29 protein-coding genes and 2 pseudogenes are annotated in these 25852 nt (G+C 72.0%); 17 read left to right on the plus strand and 14 right to left on the minus strand.

Going from position 1 to position 25852, the window contains the following annotated elements; all coding sequences use genetic code 11:
* Positions 1-97: 97 nt before the first annotated feature.
* The 5 genes and pseudogenes from ACIHCM_RS13840 to ACIHCM_RS13860 all read right to left on the minus strand — a co-directional run.
* Positions 98-757: pseudogene (locus ACIHCM_RS13840) on the minus strand (TetR/AcrR family transcriptional regulator); the annotation flags it as partial.
* Positions 758-899: 142 nt separating this feature from the next.
* Positions 900-1589 carry an HAD family hydrolase gene (locus ACIHCM_RS13845; protein ID WP_399894061.1) on the minus strand — a complete coding sequence of 230 codons (690 nt, stop codon included), beginning with the start codon at positions 1587-1589 and terminating at the stop codon, positions 900-902.
* 87 nt (positions 1590-1676) lie between these two features.
* Positions 1677-2345: a phosphatase PAP2 family protein gene (locus tag ACIHCM_RS13850; protein WP_399894064.1), complete on the minus strand. Its 669-nt coding sequence runs from the start codon at positions 2343-2345 to the stop codon at positions 1677-1679.
* Between the two features lie 122 nt (positions 2346-2467).
* Positions 2468-3403, minus strand: coding sequence for a M56 family metallopeptidase (locus ACIHCM_RS13855; protein ID WP_399894067.1), 936 nt, complete (start codon positions 3401-3403; stop codon positions 2468-2470).
* A gap of 72 nt (positions 3404-3475) precedes the next feature.
* Positions 3476-4027, minus strand: a complete 552-nt coding sequence (locus ACIHCM_RS13860; protein WP_399894070.1) for a DUF5134 domain-containing protein — start codon at positions 4025-4027, stop codon at positions 3476-3478.
* A gap of 193 nt (positions 4028-4220) precedes the next feature.
* On the opposite strand from ACIHCM_RS13860, the pseudogene ACIHCM_RS13865 reads away from it, so the two are divergent.
* Positions 4221-5652, plus strand: a pseudogene (locus ACIHCM_RS13865) (FUSC family protein); the annotation flags it as partial.
* Entirely contained in the window at positions 5649-6308 is a 660-nt protein-coding gene (locus ACIHCM_RS13870; RefSeq protein ID WP_399894072.1) for a MarR family winged helix-turn-helix transcriptional regulator, read from the plus strand. The pseudogene ACIHCM_RS13865 and the gene ACIHCM_RS13870, both read left to right, overlap by 4 nt.
* 13 nt (positions 6309-6321) lie before the next feature.
* On the opposite strand, the gene ACIHCM_RS13875 is transcribed toward ACIHCM_RS13870, so the two are convergent.
* Positions 6322-7086, minus strand: coding sequence for a VOC family protein (locus tag ACIHCM_RS13875; RefSeq protein WP_399894075.1), 765 nt, complete (start codon positions 7084-7086; stop codon positions 6322-6324).
* Positions 7087-7252: 166 nt separating this feature from the next.
* On the opposite strand from ACIHCM_RS13875, the gene ACIHCM_RS13880 reads away from it, so the two are divergent.
* On the plus strand, positions 7253-8167 hold the full coding sequence (locus ACIHCM_RS13880) for a GNAT family N-acetyltransferase (RefSeq protein ID WP_399894079.1): 915 nt from the start codon (positions 7253-7255) through the stop codon (positions 8165-8167).
* Between the two features lie 7 nt (positions 8168-8174).
* Here ACIHCM_RS13880 and ACIHCM_RS13885 read toward each other — a convergent pair whose 3' ends face one another.
* Positions 8175-8567 carry a VOC family protein gene (locus tag ACIHCM_RS13885; RefSeq protein WP_399894082.1) on the minus strand — a complete coding sequence of 131 codons (393 nt, stop codon included), beginning with the start codon at positions 8565-8567 and terminating at the stop codon, positions 8175-8177.
* A gap of 71 nt (positions 8568-8638) precedes the next feature.
* Here ACIHCM_RS13885 and ACIHCM_RS13890 point away from each other — a divergent pair, with 71 nt between their 5' ends.
* Positions 8639-9181: a GNAT family N-acetyltransferase gene (locus tag ACIHCM_RS13890; RefSeq protein WP_399894085.1), complete on the plus strand. Its 543-nt coding sequence runs from the start codon at positions 8639-8641 to the stop codon at positions 9179-9181.
* Between the two features lie 9 nt (positions 9182-9190).
* On the opposite strand, the gene ACIHCM_RS13895 is transcribed toward ACIHCM_RS13890, so the two are convergent.
* Positions 9191-9874 (minus strand): glycerophosphodiester phosphodiesterase, encoded by a 684-nt coding sequence (locus tag ACIHCM_RS13895; protein WP_399894088.1) that lies wholly within the window; start codon positions 9872-9874, stop codon positions 9191-9193.
* A gap of 246 nt (positions 9875-10120) precedes the next feature.
* On the opposite strand from ACIHCM_RS13895, the gene ACIHCM_RS13900 reads away from it, so the two are divergent.
* The 5 genes from ACIHCM_RS13900 to ACIHCM_RS13920 all read left to right on the plus strand — a co-directional run bounded on the left by ACIHCM_RS13900 (position 10121) and on the right by ACIHCM_RS13920 (position 14738).
* Entirely contained in the window at positions 10121-11518 is a 1398-nt protein-coding gene (locus ACIHCM_RS13900) for a DUF6421 family protein (protein WP_399894091.1), read from the plus strand.
* A 38-nt stretch (positions 11519-11556) separates the two neighbouring features.
* The gene (locus ACIHCM_RS13905) at positions 11557-12303 is read left to right on the plus strand and encodes an SDR family NAD(P)-dependent oxidoreductase (protein WP_399894622.1); all 747 of its coding nucleotides are present in this window, start codon (positions 11557-11559) and stop codon (positions 12301-12303) included.
* On the plus strand, positions 12300-13370 hold the full coding sequence (locus tag ACIHCM_RS13910) for a threonine aldolase family protein (protein ID WP_399894094.1): 1071 nt from the start codon (positions 12300-12302) through the stop codon (positions 13368-13370). Before ACIHCM_RS13905 ends, ACIHCM_RS13910 begins: the two co-directional genes overlap by 4 nt.
* A gap of 83 nt (positions 13371-13453) precedes the next feature.
* Positions 13454-14026: a transglutaminase domain-containing protein gene (locus ACIHCM_RS13915; protein WP_399894097.1), complete on the plus strand. Its 573-nt coding sequence runs from the start codon at positions 13454-13456 to the stop codon at positions 14024-14026.
* A 10-nt stretch (positions 14027-14036) separates the two neighbouring features.
* On the plus strand, positions 14037-14738 hold the full coding sequence (locus tag ACIHCM_RS13920; protein ID WP_399894100.1) for a B3/4 domain-containing protein: 702 nt from the start codon (positions 14037-14039) through the stop codon (positions 14736-14738).
* A gap of 19 nt (positions 14739-14757) precedes the next feature.
* Here ACIHCM_RS13920 and ACIHCM_RS13925 read toward each other — a convergent pair whose 3' ends face one another.
* Entirely contained in the window at positions 14758-15486 is a 729-nt protein-coding gene (locus ACIHCM_RS13925) for a lysophospholipid acyltransferase family protein (protein WP_399894103.1), read from the minus strand.
* Positions 15487-15672: 186 nt separating this feature from the next.
* Positions 15673-16089 carry a DUF4395 domain-containing protein gene (locus ACIHCM_RS13930; RefSeq protein ID WP_399894106.1) on the minus strand — a complete coding sequence of 139 codons (417 nt, stop codon included), beginning with the start codon at positions 16087-16089 and terminating at the stop codon, positions 15673-15675.
* Positions 16090-16201: 112 nt separating this feature from the next.
* Here ACIHCM_RS13930 and ACIHCM_RS13935 point away from each other — a divergent pair, with 112 nt between their 5' ends.
* The 5 genes from ACIHCM_RS13935 (at position 16202) to ACIHCM_RS13955 (ending at position 19273) form a co-directional block, all read left to right on the plus strand.
* Entirely contained in the window at positions 16202-16549 is a 348-nt protein-coding gene (locus ACIHCM_RS13935; protein WP_399894109.1) for a TlpA family protein disulfide reductase, read from the plus strand.
* Between the two features lie 63 nt (positions 16550-16612).
* A complete protein-coding gene (locus tag ACIHCM_RS13940; RefSeq protein WP_399894625.1) occupies positions 16613-16690 on the plus strand; it encodes a putative leader peptide in 78 nt (25 codons plus the stop codon).
* 47 nt (positions 16691-16737) lie between these two features.
* Positions 16738-17256 (plus strand): flavin reductase family protein, encoded by a 519-nt coding sequence (locus ACIHCM_RS13945; RefSeq protein WP_399894111.1) that lies wholly within the window; start codon positions 16738-16740, stop codon positions 17254-17256.
* A gap of 207 nt (positions 17257-17463) precedes the next feature.
* Positions 17464-18249 carry an electron transfer flavoprotein subunit beta/FixA family protein gene (locus ACIHCM_RS13950; protein WP_399894114.1) on the plus strand — a complete coding sequence of 262 codons (786 nt, stop codon included), beginning with the start codon at positions 17464-17466 and terminating at the stop codon, positions 18247-18249.
* Between the two features lie 61 nt (positions 18250-18310).
* On the plus strand, positions 18311-19273 hold the full coding sequence (locus tag ACIHCM_RS13955) for an electron transfer flavoprotein subunit alpha/FixB family protein (RefSeq protein ID WP_399894117.1): 963 nt from the start codon (positions 18311-18313) through the stop codon (positions 19271-19273).
* Positions 19274-19340: 67 nt separating this feature from the next.
* Here the strand turns inward: ACIHCM_RS13955 and ACIHCM_RS13960 are convergent, their stop codons facing one another.
* Positions 19341-20270, minus strand: coding sequence for an endonuclease/exonuclease/phosphatase family protein (locus tag ACIHCM_RS13960; RefSeq protein WP_399894120.1), 930 nt, complete (start codon positions 20268-20270; stop codon positions 19341-19343).
* Positions 20271-20465: 195 nt separating this feature from the next.
* Between ACIHCM_RS13960 and ACIHCM_RS13965 the strand changes: the two genes are divergently transcribed.
* Positions 20466-21761: a DUF6986 family protein gene (locus ACIHCM_RS13965; protein ID WP_399894123.1), complete on the plus strand. Its 1296-nt coding sequence runs from the start codon at positions 20466-20468 to the stop codon at positions 21759-21761.
* 170 nt (positions 21762-21931) lie between these two features.
* Here the strand turns inward: ACIHCM_RS13965 and ACIHCM_RS13970 are convergent, their stop codons facing one another.
* The 3 genes from ACIHCM_RS13970 to ACIHCM_RS13980 all read right to left on the minus strand — a co-directional run bounded on the left by ACIHCM_RS13970 (position 21932) and on the right by ACIHCM_RS13980 (position 24190).
* Positions 21932-22612, minus strand: a complete 681-nt coding sequence (locus ACIHCM_RS13970; RefSeq protein WP_399894125.1) for an NAD(P)H-dependent oxidoreductase — start codon at positions 22610-22612, stop codon at positions 21932-21934.
* 34 nt (positions 22613-22646) lie between these two features.
* A complete protein-coding gene (locus tag ACIHCM_RS13975; protein ID WP_399894128.1) occupies positions 22647-22979 on the minus strand; it encodes an ArsR/SmtB family transcription factor in 333 nt (110 codons plus the stop codon).
* Positions 22980-23125: 146 nt separating this feature from the next.
* Positions 23126-24190: a LacI family DNA-binding transcriptional regulator gene (locus tag ACIHCM_RS13980; protein ID WP_399894628.1), complete on the minus strand. Its 1065-nt coding sequence runs from the start codon at positions 24188-24190 to the stop codon at positions 23126-23128.
* Between the two features lie 163 nt (positions 24191-24353).
* Between ACIHCM_RS13980 and ACIHCM_RS13985 the strand changes: the two genes are divergently transcribed.
* The gene (locus tag ACIHCM_RS13985) at positions 24354-25307 is read left to right on the plus strand and encodes an ROK family protein (protein ID WP_399894131.1); all 954 of its coding nucleotides are present in this window, start codon (positions 24354-24356) and stop codon (positions 25305-25307) included.
* A gap of 106 nt (positions 25308-25413) precedes the next feature.
* Positions 25414-25827 carry a hypothetical protein gene (locus ACIHCM_RS13990; RefSeq protein ID WP_399894134.1) on the plus strand — a complete coding sequence of 138 codons (414 nt, stop codon included), beginning with the start codon at positions 25414-25416 and terminating at the stop codon, positions 25825-25827.
* The last annotated feature ends 25 nt before the right edge of the window (positions 25828-25852 follow it).

A 25852-nucleotide genomic window follows, 5' to 3' on the forward strand; every position in this document is an offset into this window, starting at 1 on the left:
CTGTGCTCGCTCCCTCCTCCCACCTCCTCCCCCCGCCCCCCCCCCCCCCCCGCTCCCCCCCCCCGCCGGGGGGGGGGGGGGCCCCCCCCACCCCGCCCCCCCCCCCCACCCCGGTGGCGAAGAAGCGGGAGACGTCCGCGTCGCACGTCCCGCCGGGCGCCCCGGTGTCCGGCGGGACACCCATCTTCCAGTCGAGGCCGTAGCGCCGGAACAGCTCGGCGCGCAGGGGCGCGATCGGCATGCCCACGTTCGGCAGCACCATGGCGTAGACCGAGCCCATCAGCAGCGCGCGCAGCATCGGATAGTCGGCCCCGGCGTCGTGGGAGCCGTGCCGGGTGACGGTGTCCCGCAGCAGTTCGGCGAGCCGCTGCTGCTCGGGGCACTGCACGAAGCCCTCGGTGTCCAGCAGTCCGGCCATGTGCTGGCGCATCAGCACCGTCCGGTCCCGGGCCAGCCCCAGGATCGCGTCGATGGCCCGCGCCATCCGCTCCCGGCCGTCCTCGGTGCGCGGTTCGCGCTCCAGCGCCTCCTCCAGGGTCCGGTGCATCAGCCGGTGCACGGCGGACTGGACCAGCTGGCGCTTGCCGGGGAAGTAGTACGACACCAGCCCGCGCGCCGATCCGGCCCGGTCCGCGATGTCCGCGAGCGTCGTCGCGTCGTATCCGCGCTCGCTCACCAGCTCGACCGCCGCCTGCAGAAGCCGTTCCCGGGAACGCCGCCGCAACTCTTCATTGACCGAGGCGCTACGGGGGGTCATGCTGTAACTCCTGCGTTGACTGGCTGCCAGCCAACTATACTCAGGGTGTCCGGACCGGCCCACGGAGTGGCCGGTTCCGGCGGTGCCGTCCTGCCCCGGGCGACGCGGGGGATCGTCCGGGGTGGGCGGTGGTTCTGCGAGGTCAGCGCACCAGGCCGAGAACCGGGCGCAGCCCGTCCGGCCGCCGGTCGGCCGGCAGATGGTCCACGAAGTGCACCGCGCAGCCCAGCGCCGCGGCGCCGCCGTCCGCCCGCCTGTCGTCACCGACCATCAGCACCTCCCGGGGGTCGGCGCCGATGCCGGCGCAGGCGATCTCGAAGAGCCGGGGATCGGGCTTGCGGATGCCGTGCTCGTACGACAGGACGTACCTGTCCACGTACGCGTCCAAGCCGTGCGCACGGAAGACCGGGCGCAGGTCCCAGCCGATGTTGCTGACCACGCCGACGGCGATTCCGCGTTCGCGCAACGTCCCCAGCACCTCGGCGGCGTCCGGGTACGGCGTCCACGCGTCCGGTCGCATGTGGCGCTCGTAGAGCGCGTCGTGCAGTCGGGGGTCGGGCAGCGGCACCTGCCGGGAAAGGCCGGTGAAGGCGGCCCGGTGCTCCTCGGGTGTCCGGTCACGGACCTCCCACATCTCGGCGAGGTCGGCGGGAACGTGCTGCGGGGACGCGCCGCCGGGCAGCGCGCCCGCCGCCTGAAGGGCCTGCGCGGTCTTGGTGAACTCGGGCTCGGTGAGCTCTACTTCGGTTTCGGCCAGTACGGCACGCAGCCAGACCTCGGTGGGCTCGACGCGGAAGAGGGTTCCGGAGAAGTCGAAGAGAACGGCGGTCATGCGGTGATCCTAGGGGCGGGCGCCCCGCGCCGTCCGGGGATGCGGGGGACCACGTACCGGACGAGCCTTGGGCCACCGGCCCCGTGGTCAGGGGTGCCGGCGCGTGTGGACCCCGACCGCCAGGGCCACCACCATCGCCCCGAGCAGCCAGCCCGCGACCACGTCCGTCAGCCAGTGCACCCCCAGCCACACGCGGGTCAGCCCGACGCCGGCCACCGAGACCACGGCGACGGCGAGGACCGTGCGAAACAGGGGGCGGCCTGCGTCGTAGTGGTGCAGCAGCCACAGCAGCAGACCCAGGACCACCGTGGCGGTCATGGCGTGGCCGGACGGAAAGGCCGCGTAGTGAGCCGTGTCGACGGGGTCGGGCCACTCGGGCCGTTCACGGCCGACCGCGGCCTTCATCGTCTGCTGCACGCCTGTGGTCACCGCCACGGTGACCACCAGCCACAGAGCCGTCCACCACGCGGAGCGCCGCAGCACCAGCCACAGCACGACCGCCGCGCACAGGAGGCGCATCGTCACGGGATCCCAGACCCAGTCCGTGAGGATCCGGCACGCCTGCGTGAGCCCCGGCTCCTCGACCGCCCAGCCGTGGGTGACCCGGGCGACCTCGCGGTCCAGGGTGATCAGGGGGTGCCAGCCGGATGCGACCAGGGCGAGGAGCAGCAGTGAGCTCAGTGCCAGCGCGATCGCGGCACGGACGGCCGTGTGGGGGGCGGACGTACGGGGCGGGGTGTCGACGGGCTGGTGCATGGTGCGATCTTTACCAACTCTTGGGGTAGGAGGCCAATGTCCTGAGGCGCCGGGACACAGGACGGCCTGATATCGCCGCCGATGCGTGGCGGACATCATCATGTGCGCCGCGGCGCCCGTGACTACCCCAGTACCCGCAGTGCCGGTACGAACGTCACCAGCACCGGCACGACCGGCACCAGGGCCCCCGCCGCCGTCAGACGCATCCGGCGGGCGGCCGTGAGGCGCGCCGGGGGAGTCAGCAGACGGTGCACCCGCTGGGGCACGTGCGCGTGCGGGGCCGGACCGGGACCGAACACACCCCGGTCCTCGTTGAGTTCCACCAGCGCCAGGGCGGTGGTCAGCCGGCCGAAGCGGCGGGAGGCCACGTCGTCCGCGGCGAGTTCCACCAGCCGGTGCATCTCGTCGCGGAACGCGGCGAACACCGGCACCTGCGGGAACCCGCCCGCCAGCGCCGCCGAACAGTGCAGCAGCCAGTCGTGCCGCGCCCGCGCGTGCCCCTGCTCATGCGCGAGGACGGCGTCCAGCTGCCGCCCCCTCAGTCGGCGCAACGCGGCGGTGGTGACCACGAGCCGGGGCGGCGCACCAGGAAGCCACCAGGCGTCCGGCCGCTCACCCTCCAGTACGACGAGCCGCCCGTCCGCCGGTTCCTCGCCCGGCAGCAGCGGCGCGCGGACCAGGAGCTCGGCCCGCCGCCGGTGGCGCAGCGCCCGTGCGCGGACGACCTCACGGACCAGCATCGCGGCGCTCCACACCGCGCCGCCCGCGAGCGCCAGCGCGGTCGCCGCCGCCCACGGAACCGCGACTCCCAGCGCATACGCCTCGACCACCGCGCTCGGTGCCCCGGCGAACACCTGGCCGCGTACCGCGTGCCAGGCCGCCGCCGCACTGAGCGTCATCGACAGCGCGCAGCACAGCAGCACGCCCGCCACCACGCACTGCCACACCCACAGGGCCACCACGGGTTCGCGGTCCGGCCAGTCGGCCCGGGCGAGGAGCCGCGGGGCCAGGACGGCAGTCAGGGCGCCGAGCAGCAGAAGTGCCGCGGGGACCATCATGGGAACACCCTATGAGCGGCGGGCTACTCGGCGGTACGACTGCGTCGGCAAGTGACACAGGACACGTTTCCCTCACAGGGTGATGAGCATGGCGACCATGGCGATGCCCATCGACAAGCGGCAGGCCTGCGCCAGTTCGGGCCGGTCGCCCCATCCGGCGGGGGGCGCGCCGCCTGCCGCGGCGGGCACCGGGATCAGCCGGGCCCCGCTCAGCAGGACGTATCCGGTGAAGTAGAGCAGGAGCGCGCCGGTCACCGGGGCCAGGCCGGACCCGCCGTGGGCGTGGCCGTGCGCGGAGGGGGAGACGGCCATGGCCCATGCCATGTAGACCATGGCCGCGGTGCCCACCAGGTGGTGCAGGTGGTGCCTGCCGACGCGCGCCGCCCACAGGGCGCGCAGGCCCGCCGCGCCGAAGACGGCCCCGTAGACCGGCCAGGCCCACTGCGGTGGCGTGTACACCGCCGCCGGTACGGCCATCGCGGCCATCCCGAATCCCATCAGCGCCTCGTCGCCCGCGGTACGGCGCTGCTCCTCGACACCGCTGCGCAGGCGCAGCAGGCAGTAGGCCCCGGTCGCCGCGCACAGCGCGACCAGCAGCCAGCCCGACGCGGCCGGTCCGTGCACCCGAACCTCCCCGCTCGACGGTCGGTCAAGGGTTGCTCGGTTGAAAGAGATGCCCGTTTCGTGCGGCGCGCACGCGAGCGCAGGGGTGTACGTGGGGGCGTTCGGCGGAGCGCATTCACTCCGTCGTGAGGATTCCCGGGCGAGGCCCGCGCAATGCATCGCGATGCGCCGAGATGATTCACGAGTAAAACACCTGTTGCTCGGCATGCTGGGTGGGCTCGCCGTCGCCCTGGTCACCGCGTCGCTCACCAGCGACGGCGTGGTGCTGGTGACCGTCGGAGCCCTCCTGGCCGCCGCGCAGAAGGCGCTGTGTGACGCCACCCGGATCGGCCCGCCCGGCAACGTCGTCCTCACGTTCGTCAGCTCCGCCGCACTGTTCGCCCCGCAGTCCCTCCACCAGGTGCCCGGTCATCTGGCCTTGGGCCTCGCCGCCGGCGCGTGGGCCTGGCTCGTCGGCATGGCACCGGGCCTCGCCCGCCCGCACGGCCCGGAACGCCGCGCCACCGCGCTGGCCCTGGACGCCGCCGCCGGGTACGCCGCCCTGCACGGCACCGGGGACGGTCACGCCCGGACCCGGGCCGCCGCGGCCGCCGCCGTGCAGGCCGCCTGGCAGACGCTGCTCCCCCCGGGGACCCGCCCGGGCGGACGCTCGACGACCCGGAGTGACCTGCGTGCCCTCGTCGTCCGCGCCGAGGTGGCCCTCGCCGCGCCCCGCGGCACCGACCCGGCGCGGCTGCGCGCCTGGGCCCGCGACCTGCGCGGCAACCGTCCCGTGCCGCACACGGGTGACGCGAGCACCGGCGAACTGCTCGGAGTCGACCTGGAACTCGCGGCGCCCCGCCGGCCGTTGGGACGCACCCTCGCCGCCCTCGGCCCGATCACGGTCCGCACCGCTCTGGGATGCGCGCTCGCCGGGTACGTCTCCCTGGGCCTCGGGATCGGCCGTCCCTACTGGGCCCTGGTCACCGCCGCCGCGCTGTACCAGGTCAACATCACCCTCACCTGGAGCCGGGCCGTACAGCGCGTCGTCGGCAACCTCGACGGCGTCCTCGTCTTCGCCGCCCTCACGCCGCCCGCCCACCTCGGCCCCGCGGCGCTGGTGCTGTGCTGCCTCGCCTGCAGCTTCGGCGCCGAAGCGCTGATCAGCCGCAACTACTGGCTCGGCAGCGTCTGCGTGACGCCGATGGCGTTGCTCATCACCGAGTTCACCGGCTTCCAGGATCCCGGCGCGCTGACCACTGAGCGAGTCGCGGACACCTTCGCCGGCGCGCTGGCCGGCTTCGCCGCCGCGCTCGCCGTCACCGACCGGAGCGCGGGCGCCCGCCTCGAACAGGCCCTCGCCGCCGCCGAACGCGCCCGCGGGTTCACCGCCCGCCTGCCGGCCGAGTCACGGCCCGCCGCCGGAGCGCTGGAAGCCGCCCGCCGTGGCCCCGCCGCCGCCCTCGTCGACCTGCGCGCCGCCGCCGACGCCGCGTCCGGCGAGTGGTGGCAGGGGGCCCCTGCCCCAGGAGCGGGTCGTCGACGCCGAACAGGCAGGACACCGTACGCTCGCGGCGACGGTACGACACCAGGGCTCGCTCCTGGACCGGGACGCGCGCAGGACGACGGAGGACGCACGGCCATGACGGGGACGAACGGGCGGGGCACCGACGGGGGAGACCGGGCGGATGCGCGGGGGCGGCGTGACGCGGGCGAGGCGGACCGTCCCGGCGCCTCGGCCCACCCCACCCCCACCGACGCCGATCCCGCAGGTGGCGCAGATCGCGCCGGGCCGGGCGGCCGGCGAGACACCGTCGCCGCCGTCGTCCATCAGTGGCAGGCCGTGCACCCCGGTCTCGACACCGGCCCCATGGAGATCATCGGCCGGGTCAACCGCTGTGCCGCCCTCCTGCAGCAGGCCGAGGACGCCCCGCTGCGGCGGGCCGGGCTCAGCAGGCCGGAGTTCGACCTGCTCGCCGCGCTGCGCCGCACCGGGCACGAGCTGACCCCCGGCGAACTGGTCCGTGAGACCTTCTCCTCCGGCGCCGCCGTCACCAAACGCCTCAAGCAGCTCACCGAACGCGCACTGGTCGAGCGGCGGGGCGACGACCGGGACCGTCGTGTCGCCCACGTCCGTCTCACCGACTCCGGACGCGACCTCGTCGACGCCGTCCTGCCTGAACAGCTCGCCTACGAGGGCGCCGTACTGGCCGGACTCGACCGTCCGCGGCAGGGTGAACTCGCCGCGCTGCTGGGCGAGTTGCTCGGCCAGCTGGAAGGGCGCCTGGGCGCGCCGCGGTGAGCGGACCGCCGGCTCAGCCCTCGTCGCTCGCGAGATAGACGCCGAAGACCGCGCCCTGCGGGTCGCGCAGCACGGCGATCCGCGGACCCTCGGGTACGGAGGTGGGCTCCATCAGGGCCGTACCACCCGCCCCGGTCGCCGTCGCGGCGGCGGTGTCGACGTCGTCCACCGCGAAGTAGGGGAGCCAGTGCGGGGGCACCTCGTGCGGGAACTTGTCGTCCATGACCATCATGCCGCCGAAGTCCTGGCCCGCGAGGCCCCACTGGGTGTAGTGCTCGGAGGCGTTGACGGTCCACCCGAAGACGTTCGTGTAGAAGTCGCGCGCCCGTGCCGGCTCCCGGGTGAGCAGTTCCACCCAGCCCAGCGCGCCGGGCGCGTTGAACACCCCGGCGCCCTCGAAGGCCCGTGGCTGCCACAGCGAGAACACGGCGCCGGACGGATCGGCGGCCACCGCGAAGCGTCCCATGTCGAACACGTCCATCGGGTTCATCACCACCGTCCCGCCGGAGGCCGTCACCTGCTGCGCGGTCTCGTCGGCGTCCCGGACTGCGAACGACACGGTCCACGCGACCGGCTGCCCCTCCTGGTACAGCGGTGTCAGCGCGGCGACCGCCGCGTCTCCCAGGTGCGCGACCGTGTATCCGCCCGCCTCCTGACGCGGGTCGGTCTCGCAGCGCCAGCCGAACAGCTCGGCGTAGAACCGCTCGGCCTGCGCCATGTCACTCGTGCCCAGTTCGGTCCAGCAGGGACCGCCGACAACCGGCTTGTGCAGCTTCATCCGACGTCCTTCCCCAGGGCAGACCTCCACCAGCACGCTAGTCCCGGCCACCGGCGGCGGCCATCCGGCAATCTCCTCGCGCCCGGCGCCGCCTCCGACGTACGATCAGCCGCGTACCGCACCGCGTGGCGGCCTCCAGACGCTCACCCCTGCCCGGAGGTCGAACATGTCAGCGCCGCAGGTGCGCCCCTTTCTCCGCGACGACCGTGACCAGCTCACCGAACTGATCAACGCGCATGCCGCCGCCGTCGTCCCCGGTGTCTCCGTCTCCGTCAACACCGTGCTCGGCGCGCTGGAGCGGGAGCCCGGCGAGTTCATCACCGACCCTTGGGTGCGCGACCGGGTCACCCTCGTCGCGGAGCAGCGCCACTCGGTCGTGGCGGCCGCCCATCTCCTGCGCTACCGCGCCGACGCCGGCGTGGGCGCGCCCTACCGCGACACGGGTGAGATCCGCTGGTTCGTGTGCTCCCCGCGGGCCTCGTTCCGGCCGGACACCGAGCGGGCCGGCGATCTGCTGATGCAGGCCTGCCTCGCCTGCCTGGCCCGTTGGCGGGTGCGGGCGCGGTACGCCGACGGCGCGCTCCCGGCGCCCGGCGTGTACGGGCTGCCCCGGCCCTGGCCGCACGTCCGCTCCGTCTACGAACGCGCCGGGTTCCGCCACACCGGCCGCACCGAGGTGCTGCTCATCGCCCGCGTCGCCGACCTGCCCCGCCCCGATTCCGCGCCCGGCGTCGGGTACGAGCGCACGCTGGGGGAGTGCGGCACCCGCTGGACGGCGTACGCCGACGGGCACGCCGTGGGTTTCGTCGAGGTGGACACGGCACCGGCCCGGCCCGAGCGGCATGTCCGGGCCGGTGGTCTCGCGGACATCGGGAACCTGTGCGTGGAGCCGTCCCGCCGGGGTGAGGGCTGGGAGCGCCGGCTGCTCGCCCGGGCGGCCGACTGGCTCCGCCTGTGCGGCGCGGACCGCGTCCTGGCGTACGAGGAGGCCGAGGACCGTACGGCGATCGATCTGCTGACCGCCGCCGGCTTCCGGGAGCTGACCCGTATGGACCGCGGCTGGGAGCACCGCCCGGCGTGACCGGGCGTCAGATGCCCGGCCGGTACCTGATCGGATGATCGGCCGGCACCTCCACCAGCACGATCGGCACGCCGTCCGGATCCGCGATCCACATCTCGACCAGCCCCCACGGCTCGCGGACCGGCGGACGTACGATCTCCACGTTGTTCCCGCGCAGTTCGTCGTGCGCGGCGGACACGTCCTCGACCTGGAGCCACAGCCGGACGGCCGGGGACGGCGGGGTCTCGGAGCGGCCGGAGAGCTCGAGGTGGCCGCCGCCGAGGAAGTAGACCGTCCCGCGCTCCGGTCCCGTCCCGAACTCGCGGTAGACGGCGAGGCCCAGCTGCTCGCCGTAGAAGGCACGGGACCGCTCGGGGTCGGTGGGCCGCAGCAGGATCCGTCCGCTCAGTACATGCACCATGCACCCGGAGCCTAGTGGCAGCGTTAGGCTCGTCGGTGCCCGAGCCGCGCCGAGAACCGGAGAGACACCTCATGGAGAGCGCCGCCGTCCACGGACTGACCTTTCGCGACGCCACCGACGCCGATGTGGACACGCTGGTCGCGCTGATCGAGTCGGCCTACCGGGGTGACTCCAGCCGGGTGGGGTGGACCACCGAGGCGGACATCCTCCAGGGGCAGCGGACCGACCCGCAGGGCGTACTGAGCGTGATCAAGGCCCCGGACAGCAGGCTGCTGACCGTGGAGCGCGACGGCACCGTCGTCGCATGCTGCCAGCTGGAGCGCCGGGACACCCACGCCTACTTCGGCATGTTCGCCGTCAGCCCCGCCCTGCAGGGTTCCGGACTCGGCAAGGTGATCATCGCGGAGGCGGAGCGGCAGGTCCGCGAGAGCTGGGGCGCACGGGAGATGCACATGACCGTGATCTCCGCACGCGACGACCTCATCGCCTGGTACGAGCGGCGCGGCTACCGCCGTACGGGCCATATGACCCCGTTCCCGTACGGCGACGAGCGGTTCGGCATCCCGCAACGCGACGACCTGCAGTTCGAGCTGCTGGTGAAGGAGCTCGCGTGACTCTCGCGCCTACGCCGTGAACCGGCCGGTGCGCTTGATCTCCGGGTAGTCCGTCGTCGCGCCGTCCAGTTCCAGCGCCCGTACGAGACGCAGCTGCTCCTGCGTGTTCACCACCCAGCCGATGATCCTCAGGCCCGCCTCACGCGCGTGCTCCACGATCTCCAGCGTGAGCCGGCGGACGTTCAGGCAGACGGTCGCCGCACCGGCCTCGACGGCACGCTCCACGACGTCGGGGCCGTAGCGGCTCGCGATCAGGGCGGTGCGCACCCCGGGCACCAACCGGGTCATCTCGGCGACGGCCGCGTCGTGGAACGAGGACACCTCGACCCGGCCCGTGAGGTCCCGCTGCCGCATGATTCCGGCCAGTGCCCGCGCCGCCCGCACGTCCTTGATCTCTGCCTGGAGCGGCGCCCGCACCGCCTCCAGGACCTCCTCGAACACCGGGACCCGCTCGCCCCGGCCCGCGTCGAGGGTGCGCAGCTCGGCGAGGGTCTTCTCGGCGATCGGACCCGAGCCGTCCGTCGTCCGGTCGACCGCTGTGTCGTGCATCACGACGAGGGCGCCGTCCTTGCTGAGATGGAGGTCGAGTTCGATCGCGTCCAGACCGGCCTCCTGAGCTGCGACGAAGGACCGGAGGGTGTTCTCGGGCTCGACACCCATGACTCCGCGGTGACCGATGGTGAGGAAGTTCAAGGTGTGACTCGCTTCCGTCGACAGCGGCGTGGAGGCCTCGCGGCCCGTCTTGGAAGGTATCGCCTGAGCGGTTCTGGGCAGAGGGTGACGACGAGGCCATGTGTCCTCGCCATCGCCGTGTCCGACAGAAAAAAGTGCGGTGAAGGCGGGGGCGCCGCAGAATATTCTCCCGAGCTTCCCCTTGCTGGGTGAAACTCGGTGTGTATACGGTCTCCTTACGCGAGGTTCTCCCGTGGAGGATGGGACATGACGGAAATTCTTGTGCAGGTGGGTACGGAGGGGCAGGTTCCTCCTGTGGTCAGGGTGGTGGAGCACCCGGCGTGGCCCGTGCTCAAGGATGCCGTGGAGCAGATCCGGCCATGGCAGTCCAAGGACGGATCGATCGACTTCGAGGCCGAGGGCGCCCCCGGCCGGGACCAGGCCGAGCTGGCCGTACGACGGGTCGTCGACGCCGTCGAGGCGCTCGCGCCGCTCCTGCCGCACGACGCCGCCTACCACGAGGCACTGGTGCGGGACCTGCGCCGCTGGGCCGACGAGGGCTTCGAGGTCCCCGACTTCCTGGACTCGCTGCTCGCCTTCCAGCCCGCCGCGAACCGCCAGGACGGTCTGCAGCACCTGGTCGTCTTCCCGATGTACACGCAGAACGGCAACCCCGACCGCAACCTCGAAGCGGTCGTCCTGCGCATGGTCTGGCCGGAGTGGCTGGCCGAGCTGGAGCGCACCCGATACGACAACCCGCTGTTCTGCGGCATCACCTTCGAGGACTTCACGGCCGGGTACGACACCAACTCCGCCGTCCTCTTCCCCGAGACCATCGCCGTGCGCGAGGCGCCGGAACGGTTCTCCTGGGGCGGTATCTTCTGCGACCGCGAGGCCGCCCGCTTCCGCCGGGTCACCGACGCCGCTGTCGGCCTCCTGGGGCTCGACCTGCCCGAGGACATCGCCGCCATGGTCCACGACCAGAAGCGCTGCGAAGAGGCCTTCGTGCTCTGGGACATGGTCCACGACCGCACCCACAGCCACGGCGACCTGCCGTTCGACCCGTTCATGATCAAGCAGCGCCAGCCGTTCTGGATGTACGGCCTGGAGGAGCTGCGCTGCGACCTCACCGCCTTCAAGGAGGCCGTGAAGCTGTCCGGCGAGGGCGTCCCGCAGGCCCGCGACGTGCAGTACGCGGTGCTGTTCGACCGCATGTTCCGCTTCCCGGTCACCGGAGAGCGGGTCCGCAACTACGACGGCCTCGGCGGCCAGCTGCTCTTCGCCTACCTGCACAAGCACGACGTCGTCCGCTGGACCGACAACAAGCTGTCCATCGACTGGGAGCGCGCTCCGCAGGTCACCAACCAGCTCTGCGCCGAGATCGAGAAGCTCTACCGGGACGGCATCGACCGTCCCAAGCTCGTGCACTGGTTCGCCGGATACGAGCTGGTCTCCACCTACCTCGCCCCGCACCCGGGTTCCAAGTGGGCCAAGGGCCCGGACGCCCTGGACCTGAGCCAGCCGCCGCGCAAGCTCGTCGATGACGTGCTTCCGGACGAGTTTCCGCTGAGCATGTTCTATGAGGCGCTGTCCAAGAAGCTCAGGAACGTGATTGCCTCGACCAAGGGCATCACGGCGGACCCCGCCGAGCAGGTCGCCGCGTGAGCGACCGCACCACACACGCTGCTCAGGAGGCGAAGACCATGCACAACGGAGCTCTCAGCGGTGCGGTGATCGCGGTGGCCGGCGCGGGCGGCCCCGCGGGCCGGGCGACGCTGCAGCGCCTGGCCGACGCGGGAGCGACCGTCGTCGGCTCCGACAACGACCCGGAGCGCCTCGCCGAGGCCGTGGACGCGGCGAGCTACGCGCACGGCGGCGCCACGGTCGTCGGCGACACCGTCGACCTGCTCGACCTGCAGGCCACCCAGGACTGGGCGAACCGCATCGAGAAGGACTTCGGGCGCGTCGACGGCCTGGTCCACCTGGTCGGCGGCTGGCGCGGCAGCGAGACCTTCACCAAGACCCGGCTCGACGACTGGGACCTGCTGGAGCTGCTGCTCATCCGGACCGTGCAGCACACCTCCCTCGCCTTCCACGAGCCGCTCCAGCGCAGCCCCCGCGGCCGGTACCTCCTGATCAGCGCCGCCGGGGCCAGCAGGCCGACCGCGGGCAACGCCGCGTACGCCGCCGCCAAGGCCGCCGCGGAGGCGTGGACCCTGGCCATGGCCGACTACTTCGCCAAGGCCGGGGGCGAGCAGGGGCCGAACGCCGCGGCTGCGATCCTGGTGGTGAAGGCACTGGTGCACGACGCCATGCGCGCCGACCGCCCCAACGCGAAGTTCGCGGGCTTCACGGACGTCGGCGACCTGGCGGAGGCCATCGCCTGCGTCTGGGACAAGCCTGCCGCCGAAGTGAACGGACAACGTCTGTGGCTGACCGAGAAGCCGTGAACCCACCGAAGACCGACGCGCGTCGCCATCACGACCCGGAGGTCCGCGGTTTCGCGAGCGACAACTACGCCGGGGTCCATCCGGAGGTGCTCGCCGCCCTCACCGTGGCGAACGGCGGGCACCAGGTCGCGTACGGCGATGACGACTACACCGAGAATCTCCAGCGCATCGTCCGCAGCCACTTCGGTGCCACGGCCGAGGCGTTCCCGGTGTTCAACGGCACCGGCGCCAACGTCGTGGCCCTCCAGGCGGTCACCGACCGCTGGGGCGCGGTGATCTGCGCCGAGAGCGCGCACATCAACGTCGACGAGGGCGGCGCCCCCGAGCGGATGGGCGGCCTGAAGCTGCTCACCGTGCCCACGCCGGACGGCAAGCTCACCCCCGAGCTGATCGACCGGCAGGCCTGGGGGTGGGACGACGAGCACCGTGCGATGCCGCAGGTCGTCTCCATAGCCCAGGCCACCGAGCTGGGCACCGTCTACACACCCGACGAGATCCGCGCGATCTGCGAGCACGCCCACGCCCACGGGATGAAGGTGCACCTGGACGGCTCCCGGATCGCCAACGCCGCGGCCTCCCTGGACGTGCCGATGCGGACGTTCACCAACGCGGCCGGCGTCGACATCCTCTCCCTGGGCGGCACCAAGAACGGCGCCCTGTTCGGCGAGGCGGTCGTGGTGATCGACCAGGACGCCGTCAGCCACATGAAGCATCTGCGCAAGCTGTCGATGCAGCTGGCCTCCAAGATGCGTTTCGTGTCGGTGCAGTTGGAGGCCCTGCTCGCCAGGGACCTGTGGCTGCGCAACGCCCGGCACTCCAACGAGATGGCCCAGCGGCTCGCCGAGGGTGTCCGGTCCGTGCACGGCGTGGAACTGCTCTACCCGGTGCAGGCCAACGCGGTCTTCGCGCGGCTGCCGCACGATGTGAGCGAGCGCCTGCAGAAGCGCTTCCGCTTCTACTTCTGGGACGAGGCCGCCGGCGATGTGCGCTGGATGTGCTCCTTCGACACCACGCAGGAGGACGTGGACGCGTTCCTCGCGGCGCTCAAGGGGGAGATGGCGCGGTAGGACGCGCGGCTCTTGTGCATAGGTATGCGGTCACCTGAAAAGTCATTGACGCTCGGGTGATCGCATTTCTATGCTCTGCGGGCATGGAGCTGATCCAGGAAACACCTCACCTTTCCGCGTACCTTGGCGCCGACGAGGCCGTCGACCACGACCATCCGCGGGTGCGGGACACGGCTGCCCGGCTCGCCACCTCGGCTGCTGACTCGTATGACTATGCGCGGAGGGCGTTCGAGTTCGTGCGTGACACCGTGACGCACTCCCAGGACGCCGGCGACCTCCGTGTCACCTGGCGCGCTTCCGGCGTCCTGGAGCAGGGCACGGGCATCTGTCACGCCAAGGCCCACGCGCTGGCCGCGCTGCTGCGGGCCGAGGGCATCCCGGCCGCTCTGTGCTACCAGCGGTTCGACGTGGTGCACGGGCTGGTCGCCGTGCGCTTCCGGGGTGCGTGGCATCGGCAGGACCCGCGCGGCAACAAACCCGGCGTGGACGCGCAGTTCTCTCTGGATGGTGAGCGTCTGGCCTTCACGCCCGACCTGAAGTCCAATGAGATGGACTATCCAGTCCTGTATGCTGCACCGCATCCAGCGGTACTGGCGGCGCTCAAGGCCGCGCCCGACCGGCCGTACCTCTGGCGGCACCTCCCCACCGCACTCTGAGGCAAGGACCATGACTCTCACGCTGACCGTGTCCGACGAGGTACGTGCCCTCGCACCCGGCTTCACCCATGTCGCCGTCGAGGCGCACGGACTCGTCAACGGACCCAGCACCGACGCCAGTGCGGCGCTCCTCGACGAGGCGGCCCGTCGGCTCGCCGTACGCCTGGACGGGCGCGCCCCGCACGAGGATCCGCACATGGCCGCCTGGCGCGAGGTCTACACGGCGTTCGGCTCGAAGCCGTCGCGCACCCGTAACTCCGCCGAGGCGCTGGCCAGAAGAGCCCTCACGGACGCCGGTCTGCCGCGGATCAACGTTCTCGTGGATGTCTACAACGCCGTCAGCGTCGCCCGTCTGATCCCCGTCGGCGGCGAGGACATCCACCGGGTCCAGGGCGGGATGCGACTCGTGCGGGCCACCGGCGAGGAGGACTTCGTCACCGCCGCCGACGGCGCGGAGGCCGTCGACCACCCCGATCCGGGCGAGGTGGTGTGGCGTGACGACGCGGGAGTGACCTGCCGTCGCTGGAACTGGCGCCAGGGCCCGCGGACCCGGCTCACCGAGGCGACCGTCTCGGGCATCTTCCTGCTGGAGACGATGGCTCCGATGCCGGTCGCCGAGGCCGAGCAGGCGGCCGCCGAACTCGCGGCGCTGCTGGAGAAGTTCAGCCCCGGAGCCCGGATCACGGTGCACACCCCCGAGCCGGCGGCCTGAGCCGCCGGCTCGCCCGGGGTCAGCGCGCCTCGGCCTCGCGGACCTGCTCCGGGGTCGGGGCCGAGCCGCCGAGGTGGGCGGGCAGCCACCAGCTGTCGTCCGCGCCGCGGGGGCGGCCGGGGTAGGCGCGCTGGGCGACGTCCAGCAGGTCCTGGACCCGCTCGCGCAGGCGGCGCGTGATCGCCCCCGCGTACTGGTCGCGGGGGGCTTCGACGGCCTCGCCCACCCGGATCGTGACCGGGAGGTGGCTGCGCCTGAAGTTGCGCGGATGCCCCTTGGTCCACAGCCGCTGCGTGCCCCACACGGCCATCGGGATCAGGGGAACGCCCGCCTCCTGGGCCATCCGTGCCGCACCCGACTTGAAGCTCTTCAGGGTGAACGACTGCGAGATCGTGGCCTCCGGGAACACCCCCACGATCTCACCGGAACGCAGCGAGTCCAGGGCGTGCTGATAGGCCGCCTCACCCTGCTTGCGGTCCACCGGGATGTGCCGCATGCCGCGCATCAGCGGACCGGAGATCCGGTGCCGGAACACGGACTCCTTCGCCATGAAACGCACCAGCCGCTTCTGCGGGAGCGCGGCCAGGCCGTTGAAGACGAAGTCCAGATAGCTGATGTGATTGCTCACCAGCACAGCGCCGCCCGAGCGCGGGATGTTCTCCGACCCCTGACAGTCGATCTTCAGGTCCCAGACCTTGAACAAGGTCCGTGCGAGACCGACGACGGGACGGTAGACGAGTTCTGCCATGGGCGGGGTGGACCCTTCCTGCTCTGCCTGGGGAGGAACTCCCCGCCAGAAAGTTACGTAGCCGTAGGTTTACGGCATCTCGCAGATCGTGCCCCAAGAACGGTCGGGGAGCCAGCCCCCGTGCCCGACCGGCGCGAGATCCTCGTCACGTCGGCGTACATTCCACCTCGTGCTTTTACGGCGCCTTTACTCCACGCGGAGCGCGACCTGCTGGGCGAGCAGGTACATCTCGCACGCCACGCAGAACCCCGACGCCGCGTGCAGGAAGGCACCGGCGAGCACGGCCCCGGTGGCCAACAGGCCCAGCCACAGCGGGCCCAGGGTGTAGCCGGCCAGTCCGACACCGGCGAACACCAGCCCCACCGCCTGAGCGAACCGCGAGGGTTCGAGCCCCGCCGGATCGGCCACCGGCGCCACCCGCGTCCGTACGAACCGGTGGAACGCCCAGCCGTACGGCGAATGGCCCACACCGCCCGCCGCGCCCCACGCGAACACCAGGGTCTGCCACGCCAGCAGCCACGCGTTCCCGGTGATCAGAACGACCGCAAGGACGGCGGCCGTCACGGCCGCCCCGAAGCGCGGTCCCCTCACGTCGATGTCCATGAAGCCAGGATTCCGGGGTGAGATGACCCGCGGCAGGCGGGAATCTTTGCGGTCTCGTGAACGCTTGTGCTGGTCGTGACGGAAGAACTGACAGGCGGGGTGGGACACGCGCGTGCGTGACGACGACAAGGAGAGGCCGCTCGGCGCTGCCGAACTGGGCGCCGAACTCGGTGAGCGGGCCACGCTGGTGCAGTTCTCCAGCGCCTTCTGCGCGCCCTGCCGGGCGACGCGGCGGGTCCTCGGCGAGGTGTCCGGCCTGGTGCCGGGCGTCGCCCACGTCGAGATCGACGCCGAGGCGCAACTGCATCTCGTCCGCGCGCTCGGCATCGTCAGGACCCCTACCGTGCTGGTGCTCGACGCGGACGGCCGGATCGTGCGGCGGGCCACCGGACAGCCGCGCAAGGCGGATGTGATCGCCGCGCTCGGGCAGGCGGTCCGCACCCCGGCTCCCGGCGGCTGAGACCGGATCCCGGATCACGGGGCGAACTTGACTGGGCGCGGCATCCATCGTCAGCTTGACCCCATGCCTTCGGAAGTCCTTCTCTTCGGCCGGGTCCACGTCGACCTCGTCCGCACCGCGAGCGCGCGCTGTCCGGGCTGATGAACAGCCCAGGATCCGCCCGCCGCCCCCCGCAGAAGGACAACTCCATGACGGCCACCCCCGGCCTCGCCACACCCGCCTCCCCGCACCGTGCCGCTCCCGACCTGTTCCGTGCCGTCTTCCGGCGGCACGCGGCCGGCGTGGCGGTGATCACAGCGCGCGGAGCCGACGGTCCGGTCGGCTTCACCGCCACCTCCCTCACCTCGGTCTCCGCCGAACCGCCGTTGCTCTCCTTCGGGATAGGCACCGGGTCGTCCAGCTGGGCGGCGATCTCCGGGGCCGGGCATGTCGGGGTGCACATACTCGGTGAGCACCAGCAGGAGCTGGCGGCCACCTTCGCGCGCAGCGGTGCCGACCGCTTCGCGGCGCCCACCGTCTGGCGCGAGGGTCCCGAAGGGGTCCCGCTGCTCGACGGCGTGCTGGCCTGGACGGTGTGCGCGGTGCACGCGCGCGTGCCCGCGGGTGATCACCGTCTCGTGCTCGCGGAGGTCGTCGGCGGTGACCCGGCCGGCGCAGGCCGGCCGCTGCTCTACCACCAGGGACGCTTCACCGCGTTGCGCGACTGAGCGGCCTGCGGAACCGTCCAGTTCCGGTTACGCTGCGTTGCGAAGGTCACAGTTCAAAGCGCTTGCTTAGCGGGCATGAAGTGGATGTACTGACGAGTAATATCTCGTTCGGAGCGTGGGTCGCCCCGACCGGGATCCGCCGCTAGAGGCGCCTATGCTGCCTGCAAGAAGGCAGCCAGAAATTGACGATGCAGTAGGAGAGCCGGCGTGAGCTTGAGGATCGTTGTCACTGTGAAGTACGTGCCCGACGCCACTGGCGACCGGCACTTCGCCGATGACCTGACCGTCGACCGCGACGACGTGGACGGTCTGCTCTCCGAACTGGACGAGTACGCGGTCGAACAGGCCCTGCAGATCGCCGAGGACGCCGACGACGCCGAGGTCACGGTGCTGACGGTGGGCCCCGAGGACGCCAAGGACGCGCTGCGCAAGGCGCTGTCGATGGGTGCCGACAAGGCGATCCACGTCGAGGACGACGACCTGCACGGCACGGACGCCATCGGCACCTCGCTCGTGCTGGCGAAGGCGGTCGAGAAGGCGGGCTACGACCTGGTCATCTCCGGCATGGCCTCCACCGACGGCACCATGGGCGTCGTCCCCGCCCTGCTCGCGGAGCGTCTCGGCGTTCCGCAGGTGACCCTGCTGTCCGAGGTCTCCGTCGAGGACGGCGTGGTGACGGGCCGCCGCGACGGCGACGCCGCCTCCGAGCAGCTTCAGGCGCAGCTCCCGGCGGTGGTCTCCGTGACCGACCAGTCGGGCGAGGCGCGCTACCCGTCCTTCAAGGGCATCATGGCGGCCAAGAAGAAGCCGGTGGAGTCCTGGGACCTGTCCGACCTGGACATCGAGGCCGACGAGGTCGGTCTGGAGAACGCGTACACCACGGTCGACGCCGCGACCGAGCGCCCGGCGCGCACCGCGGGCACGATCGTCAAGGACGAGGGCGAGGGCGGCAAGCAGCTCGCTGAGTTCCTCGCGAGCCAGAAGTTCATCTGAGCCCTGCGCTCGACTTCGCTGACCGCCCCTCATACTTCGCAAGCAGGAGAGAAGAAGTCCCATGGCTGAAGTTCTCGTCTACGTCGACCACGTGGACGGCGCCGTCCGCAAGCCCACCCTGGAGCTGCTGACGCTGGCCCGCCGCATCGGCGAGCCCGTCGCCGTCGCGCTGGGCAACGGCGCCGCCGACACCGCCGCCACGCTCGCCGAGCACGGCGCGGTGAAGGTCCTCACCCACGACGCCGCCGAGTACGCCGACTACCTGGTCGTCCCGAAGGTGGACGCTCTGCAGGCCGCCCACGAGGCGGTCTCCCCGGCCGCCGTGCTGGTCCCGTCCTCCGCGGAGGGCAAGGAGATCGCCGCCCGTCTGGCGCTGCGCCTCGGTTCCGGCATCATCACCGACGCCGTCGACCTGGAGGCCGGCGACGAGGGCCCGGTGGCCACGCAGTCGGTGTTCGCGGCGTCCTACTCCACCAAGTCCCGTGTCACCAAGGGCACCCCGGTCATCACGGTCAAGCCGAACTCGGCCGCCGTGGAGGCCGCCCCGGCCGCCGGTTCGGTCGAGGCCCTGAGCGTGTCCTTCTCCGCCCAGGCCACCGGCACGAAGGTCACCTCGCGCACGCCGCGTGAGTCGACGGGCCGTCCCGAGCTGACCGAGGCCGCCATCGTGGTCTCCGGCGGCCGTGGCGTCGGCGGCGCGGAGAACTTCGCGCTGATCGAGGCGCTGGCCGACTCCCTCGGCGCGGCCGTGGGTGCCTCGCGTGCCGCGGTGGACGCGGGCTGGTACCCGCACACCAACCAGGTCGGCCAGACCGGCAAGTCGGTCTCGCCGCAGCTGTACATCGCCTCCGGCATCTCGGGCGCGATCCAGCACCGGGCCGGCATGCAGACCTCGAAGACCATCGTGGCCGTCAACAAGGACGCCGAGGCCCCGATCTTCGAGCTGGTCGACTACGGCGTCGTCGGCGACCTCTTCGACGTCGTCCCGCAGCTCACCGACGAGATCAAGACCCGCAAGGGCTGACCGTCCGCGGGCTGTCCACAGTCTGTACGAGGCCCCCGTGACCGTCGACGGTCACGGGGGCCTCGCCTCATCCGAGGGTCACCGTGGCCTGCACGGGCAGGTGGTCGCTGGGGAACTGCCCGTCCACCGAGAAGGTGTTGATGTCCGCCCGGTGCACGGTGACCCCGGGCGTGGCGAGGATCCAGTCGATCCGGTCGCCGTTCGGCGTCAGCGGCCGGTAGCCGTGGAAGGTGGCGTACAGGTCGCCCCGCTCGGCGGCCGTCTCCCAGGTGTCGGTCAGGCCGGCGCCCAGCATCGTGTCGTAGACCGGGTCCTTGTGCGCGGCGACGTTGAAGTCACCGGTCACCAGCAGCGGCAGCGAGCGGTCCAGCCCGGCGATCCGCTGCGCGATCAGCGTGGCCGCACGCGCGCGTGCCTCCTGGCTGCGGTTGTCCAGGTGCGTGTCGAGGAAGTAGAACTCCCGGCCACCGTCGCGCAGATCGCGGAAGCGGACCCAGGTGACCATGCGGATGGAGCCGCCGCCCCAGGTGTTCGAGCCGATGAGGTCGGGGGTGTCGGAGAGCCAGAAGTGGTCGTACTCCAGCGGGGCGAGGCGCCGGGTGTCGTAGAAGATCGCCATGAACTCGTCGCGGCTGCCCCCCGCGCGGCCGGTGCCGATCCAGTCGTGGTGCGGGCCGAGGTCGGACTCGATGTCCCGTACCTGCTGGAAGAGCCCCTCCTGGGTGCCGATGAGGTGCGGGCGCTCGCGGCGCAGCAGTTCGCGCATCACGGGTCTGCGCACGGCCCAGCTGTTGGGTTCGGAGGTGCCGGCGAAGCGGAGGTTGAAGGACATGGTCTCCAGCCGCCGGCCGCCGCGCTCCGTCGGCGCGGCGCCGGCACGCTCCTCCGCCGAGGCGGCCGACGACGACAGTGCTGTACTGGAGAGGGGCACGGCGGCCGCCGCGGCCAACGCGCTCTTCAGGCCCAGGCGGCGGGTGACTCGGCTCCGGTTCGGCACAGGGGCTCCTTCGGTCGTGGCGGCCAGCAGAGTGTGCCTACCGAAGTGTTCCACCGACTCGTGATGTGAACGTGAACATGCCGAAAGGTCAGGGTGGCACGGCGAGGAAGCGGGTGTTGACCAGGCGGAAGGTCCCCGGATAACTTCATTCTACGGATTGTTGATTCCGCAGAGCGGAAAATAGGAGAGTGTGGGATGGGTCAGGGCCAGCAGGAGCAGGTCGCGACGAGCCTCGCGGGCACGGTCAGCGAGGAGATCAGCGCCTCCCTCGCGCCGGTCGACGCCGAACTGGAACGCCGCTACCCCGGAGACCCCGGCACCCGTCAGCCCGTCCACACCGTCTACGTACCGGGTGACGCCTTCGCCCCCGGCACCCTCCGCTCCTGGGGCGACCAGGCGCTCGCCACCCTCGACGAACACGCCCCCGACGCCGCGTCCTTCGCCGCCGTACTGGGGCTCGCCGACGACCTCGCCGAGCCCGTGTACGCGCGCGTGCGCGCCAAGCTGGAGCGCGAGCCCGTCGAGGACCTGCGGGTCGACTTCGAGGACGGCTACCAGGGTGGCGACGAGGACCATGACGCCGCCCGCGCCGCCCGCCTGATCGCCGACGCCTACGCCGGCGGCACCGCGGCCCCGTACATGGGCATCCGCATGAAGTGCATGGAGGCACCGGTACGGGACCGTGGCATCCGCACCCTCGACATCTTCCTCACCGGCCTGATCAGGGCCGGTGGCCTGCCCGGCGGACTGGTGCTCACGCTGCCCAAGGTGACCTATCCGGAGCAGGTCACGGCCATGGTCCGGCTGCTGGAGGCCTTCGAGAAGACGCACGCCCTGGAGCCCGGCCGGCTGGGCTTCGAGATCCAGGTCGAGACCAGCCAGTCCATCCTCGCCTCCGACGGCACCGCCGCCGTCGCCCGGATGATCCAGGCCGCCGAGGGCCGCGCCACCGGGCTGCACTACGGCACCTTCGACTACAGCGCCTGCCTCGGTGTCTCCGCCGCCTACCAGGCCGGCGACCACCCCGCCGCCGACCACGCCAAGGCGGTCATGCAGGTCGCCGCCGCGGGCACCGGCGTCCGCGTCTCGGACGGCTCCACCAACGTCCTGCCCGTCGGTCCCACCGAGAAGGTGCACGACGCCTGGCGCCTGCACTACGGACTCACCCGCCGCGCCCTGGCCCGTGCCTACTACCAGGGCTGGGACATGCACCCCGGCCACATCCCCACCCGTTACGCGGCCGTGTTCGCCTTCTACCGCGAGGGGTTCGAGCAGGCCGCCGGCCGACTCGCCCGCTACGCCAACCGGACCGGCGGCGACGTCATGGACGAGCCCGCCACCGCCAAGGCCCTCAGCGGCTATCTGCTGCGTGGCCTGGACTGCGGCGCCCTCGACATCGCGGAGGTCGCACGCCTGACGGGGCTGACCCGGGCCGACCTCGAAGCCTTCGCGGCGCCCCGGCGGGGCGACCTGACGGCCTCCGCGAAGTAGGCGACGGACCCTGCCCCGCACGTCCCGGCCGTCCGCCGGCGCCGCAGCCCCATGGCACTGACCGGCGTTGACGGACGGGTCGTGCAGGCATGGCAGCGGGGCCGCCGTCGCGGCAGAGCGTGGTCCGGCGGGCGGCCGACGAGGCCTCCGGCCGCGAGGCCGAGGGTGGGTCAGTGAACGGCGGGCCGCGCGTGCGCCGCGGCGAGCGCGACCGACCGTCGGACCGTGTCCAGCGCGGCCGTTCGCTGCACGTCGGTCATGCGGGCCGGTCCATAGGTGACCACGGGGTCGAGCACCTGGTAGCCGACGAACTCCAGCATGCCGCGGTGGATGTGGAACAGGAAGTCGTCCATCGGGCCGAAGTCGCCACCGGGCCGGAACGACTCACCGGAACCGCCGGTCGTGAACAGCAGCATCGCCCGCTTCCCGGCGAGCGCCGCGTCGGCGAAAAGGCCGTACTCCCCGCCGAAGACCCCGCCCATCACGAAGACCCGGTCGATCCACCCCTTGAGGACGGCGGGCAGCGAGAACCACCACAGCGGGAACGACAGCACGAGCAGATCGGCGGCGAGCAGGCGGTCGAGGTGGGCCTTGACGGTGGCATCGAGGTCCCCGTCCCGGACCGCGCGCTGCTGCTCGGCCTGCGGCTTGAAGTGGCCTTCCACCGGCGCGAACTGTTCGCGGGTGAGCACCGGGGCCCAGGCCTGCGAGTAGAGGTCGAGGACATCGACCAGGTACCCGGCGTCGCGCAGGGCCTGTGCCGCAGTGGTCATCTGCGCCGTGCTGAACGAGCGGGGCTCGGGGTGAGCGTGCACGATCAGGGCGGTGGGAACAGCATCACGGGTCGACATGAAGAGATCGTATCGACGTATTGCGATTCGTCAATCAGAGGGTGACGTCGATCGCTCGTGCCACCTGCGTCAGCCGCGCTTCGTCGCGCCGGTAGTGGGTCCACTTGCCCACCCGGGTGAGCCGTACGAGCCCCGCCCGTTCGAGGGTGCTCATATAGCTGGAGACGGTCGACTGGGCGAGCCCCGACTTCGCCTGGATGTGCGTGACGCAGACGCCGACCGACCGGCGGTCGGCGATTGGCTCGTACTCGCCGAAGTGCGCCTCGGGATCCTTCAGCCACCGCATGATCTGCAGACGGGCAGGGTTGCCGAGGGCCTTGAACACCTCGATCAGATCGCCGGAGTCCAGTCCGGTCGCCTCGGTCATGAGCCACACCTCCGTCACGCCGGACGCCGTCCCGCCGACGTGCCGTCACATCACGATATCCCGATACTCGGCGCCCATGAGCGCCGCCTGACCGTGCCGTCCGCGGTGTCGATTCCCGCGCCGCCCGGTCCGCCGCGCGGGGAGGCTCAGCGTGCCGGCGGCAGCTCCCCCGACCCCCGGGTGATCAGCCGGGTCGGCAGTTCGATCTTCTCCGGGACGACCAGTGAACCGTCCAGCTGGCGGAACAGCCGCTCGGCGGCCGTGCGGCCCAGTGCCGCCGCGTCCTGCGCGACGACCGTGACGCCGGGCTGGAGCAGGTCGGCCAGCTCGATGTCGTCGAAGCCGACGAGCGCGACCTGGCGCGGCTGCTCGGCCAGGACCCGGATCACGGTGACCGTCACCCGGTTGTTGCCCGCGAAGATCGCGGTCACGTGGTCGGGGCGGGACAGCATCTCCTCGGCCGCCCGCCGCACCCGGAGCGGATCCGTGGCCCCCAGGGACATCCAGGCGTCCTCGACGGGTATGCCGGCGTCCTCCATGGCCGCCCGGTAGCCGCGCAGGCGCTCGGCGGCCGTGTGGATGCGGGGCATGTCGCCGATGAACCCGATCCGTCGGTGCCCGTGCGCGATCAGGTGGGCCACGCCGTCCCGGGCGCCGCCGTAGCTGTCCGAGAGGACCACGTCGGCGTCGATCTTCCCGGCCGGACGGTCCACGAACACCGTGGCGACGCCCGCCTTCAGCTCGGGCTCCAGATAGCGGTGGTCGTCGCCGGCCGGGATGACCACCAGTCCGTCCACCCGCCTGGCGCACAACGCCAGCACCAGCTCCTGCTCGCGGTCCGGGTCCTCGGCGCTGGACCCGTTGATCAGCAGCGCCCCGTGCGCGCGGGCCACCTCCTCCACGGCGCGGCTCAGAGGGCCGTAGAACGGGTCGGCGAGGTCCTCCAGGACGAGTCCGATGCTCGCCGTGCGGCCCTTGCGCAGCACGCGCGCGCTGTCGTTGCGGCGGAAGCCGAGCGCCTCGATGGCCTCCTGAACGCGGCGCTCGGTCTCCGGAGTCACCCCCGCCTCCCCGTTCACGACGCGGGACACCGTCTTGAGTCCGACTCCGGCGCGGGCCGCCACGTCCTTCATCGTGGGCCGGTTGCCGTAGCGGTTTGCGGCGAGGCGGTGGGTCTCGGGCACGGTGCGCTGTCCTGTCCTGTGGTCCATGGGGATGCGTCGATCCATGGTTTGTATGAGGATGTGGCGTCGAGCATAGAGCCTGGACAACGTTGTCAGAAGCGGGAGAGACTGTCCACCGCACTTCCCGGCCCGCGCCCCACCGCAGGGTCGGCCGGCCCATAACCCAAGGTTGACGGGGGATCTCACACTGATGCACACCGACCTCGTGGCCGCGCTCGACATCGGCGGCACCAAGATCGCAGGCGCGCTGGTGGACGGCGGCGGCCGGATCGTGGTGCGCGCGCAGCGCCCCACACCCGCCCAGCAGGACGGCGAGACCGTGATGCGGGCCGTCGAGCAGGTCATCGGCGAGCTCACCGCCTCGCCGCTGTGGGGGCGCGCGCACGCGGTCGGCATCGGCAGCGCGGGTCCCGTGGACGCCTCCGCGGGCACGGTCAGTCCGGTGAACGTCCCCGGCTGGCGCGACTATCCGCTGGTTTCCCGGGTCCGGGCGGCGACCGGTGGGCTGCCCGTCGAGCTGATCGGCGACGGCGTGGCCATCACCGCCGCCGAGCACTGGCAGGGCGCCGCACGCGGTCACGACAACGCACTGTGCATGGTCGTCTCCACCGGCGTCGGCGGCGGCCTGGTCCTCGACGGGCGCCTGTATCCCGGCCCCACGGGCAACGCCGGCCACATCGGCCACATCAGCGTGGATCTCGACGGTGACCCCTGCCCGTGCGGCGCGCGCGGATGCGTGGAACGCATCGCCAGTGGCCCCAACATCGCCCGCCGCGCCCTGGAGGGCGGATGGCTGCCGGGTCCGGACGGCGACACCTCCGCCGCCTCCGTTGCCGCCGCCGCCCGTGCGGGCCATCCGGTCGCGGTGGCGTCCTTCGAACGCGCCGCCCGGGCCCTGGCCGCCGGCATCGCGGCCACCGCCACCCTGGTCGAGATCGACATCGCCGTGATCGGCGGGGGAGTGGGCAAGGCCGGCGACGTGCTCTTCGTGCCCCTGCACAAGACTCTCGCCGACTACGCGACGCTGTCGTTCGTCCAGCGCCTGACCGTCGTGCCCGCCCAGATGGGCACCGACGCGGGGCTGGTGGGGGCCGCCGCCGCGGTGCTGAGCCGGAGGCCGGACGCCGCAGCGGCGGGCGTCTGAGACGGAGGCGGCAGGAACGTTCACCCTCGGCCCCGGCGACGGCCGGGGCCGAGGGAACGGGAGACAGGTGCGTGACCCCGGGGCCGGTCCGTCAGTTGTTCGGGGCATGAAGAAGCGCAGCATGCTCGCCATCGCCTCCCTCGCCACCGGCTTCGTCGTCGCGGCGGTCACCCCCTCCCACGCCCTGGGTGAGGGGCTGAGCAATCTCAGTGTCGGGGACACCCTCGACACGATCGACCAGACCATCGCCGACGAAAGCCTGCAGATCGACAGGGATGTCCTTGGCGGCGGCCGAAGTGACACGGACGACGACAAGCAGGGTCAGAAGACCGAGGGCGGCAAGGGCCAGAAGACCGAGGGCGGCAAGGGCCAGAAGACCGAGGGCGGCAAGGGCCAGAAGGCCGCAGGCAAGCCGGGCAACAAGGCCGGCGGTGACAAGGGCGGCAAGGCCGCGAGCGGCAAGGCCGCGAGCGGCAAGGGTCACAAGGCGGGCAGCAGCAAGGCCGGCAAGGGCCACTGAGGCGGCAGGCAGCGACACGCCAAGC

Origin of the sequence: Streptomyces sp. NPDC052023 (assembly GCF_044548465.1) — a bacterium.
In the GTDB taxonomy this organism is placed as follows: Bacteria; Actinomycetota; Actinomycetes; order Streptomycetales; family Streptomycetaceae; genus Streptomyces.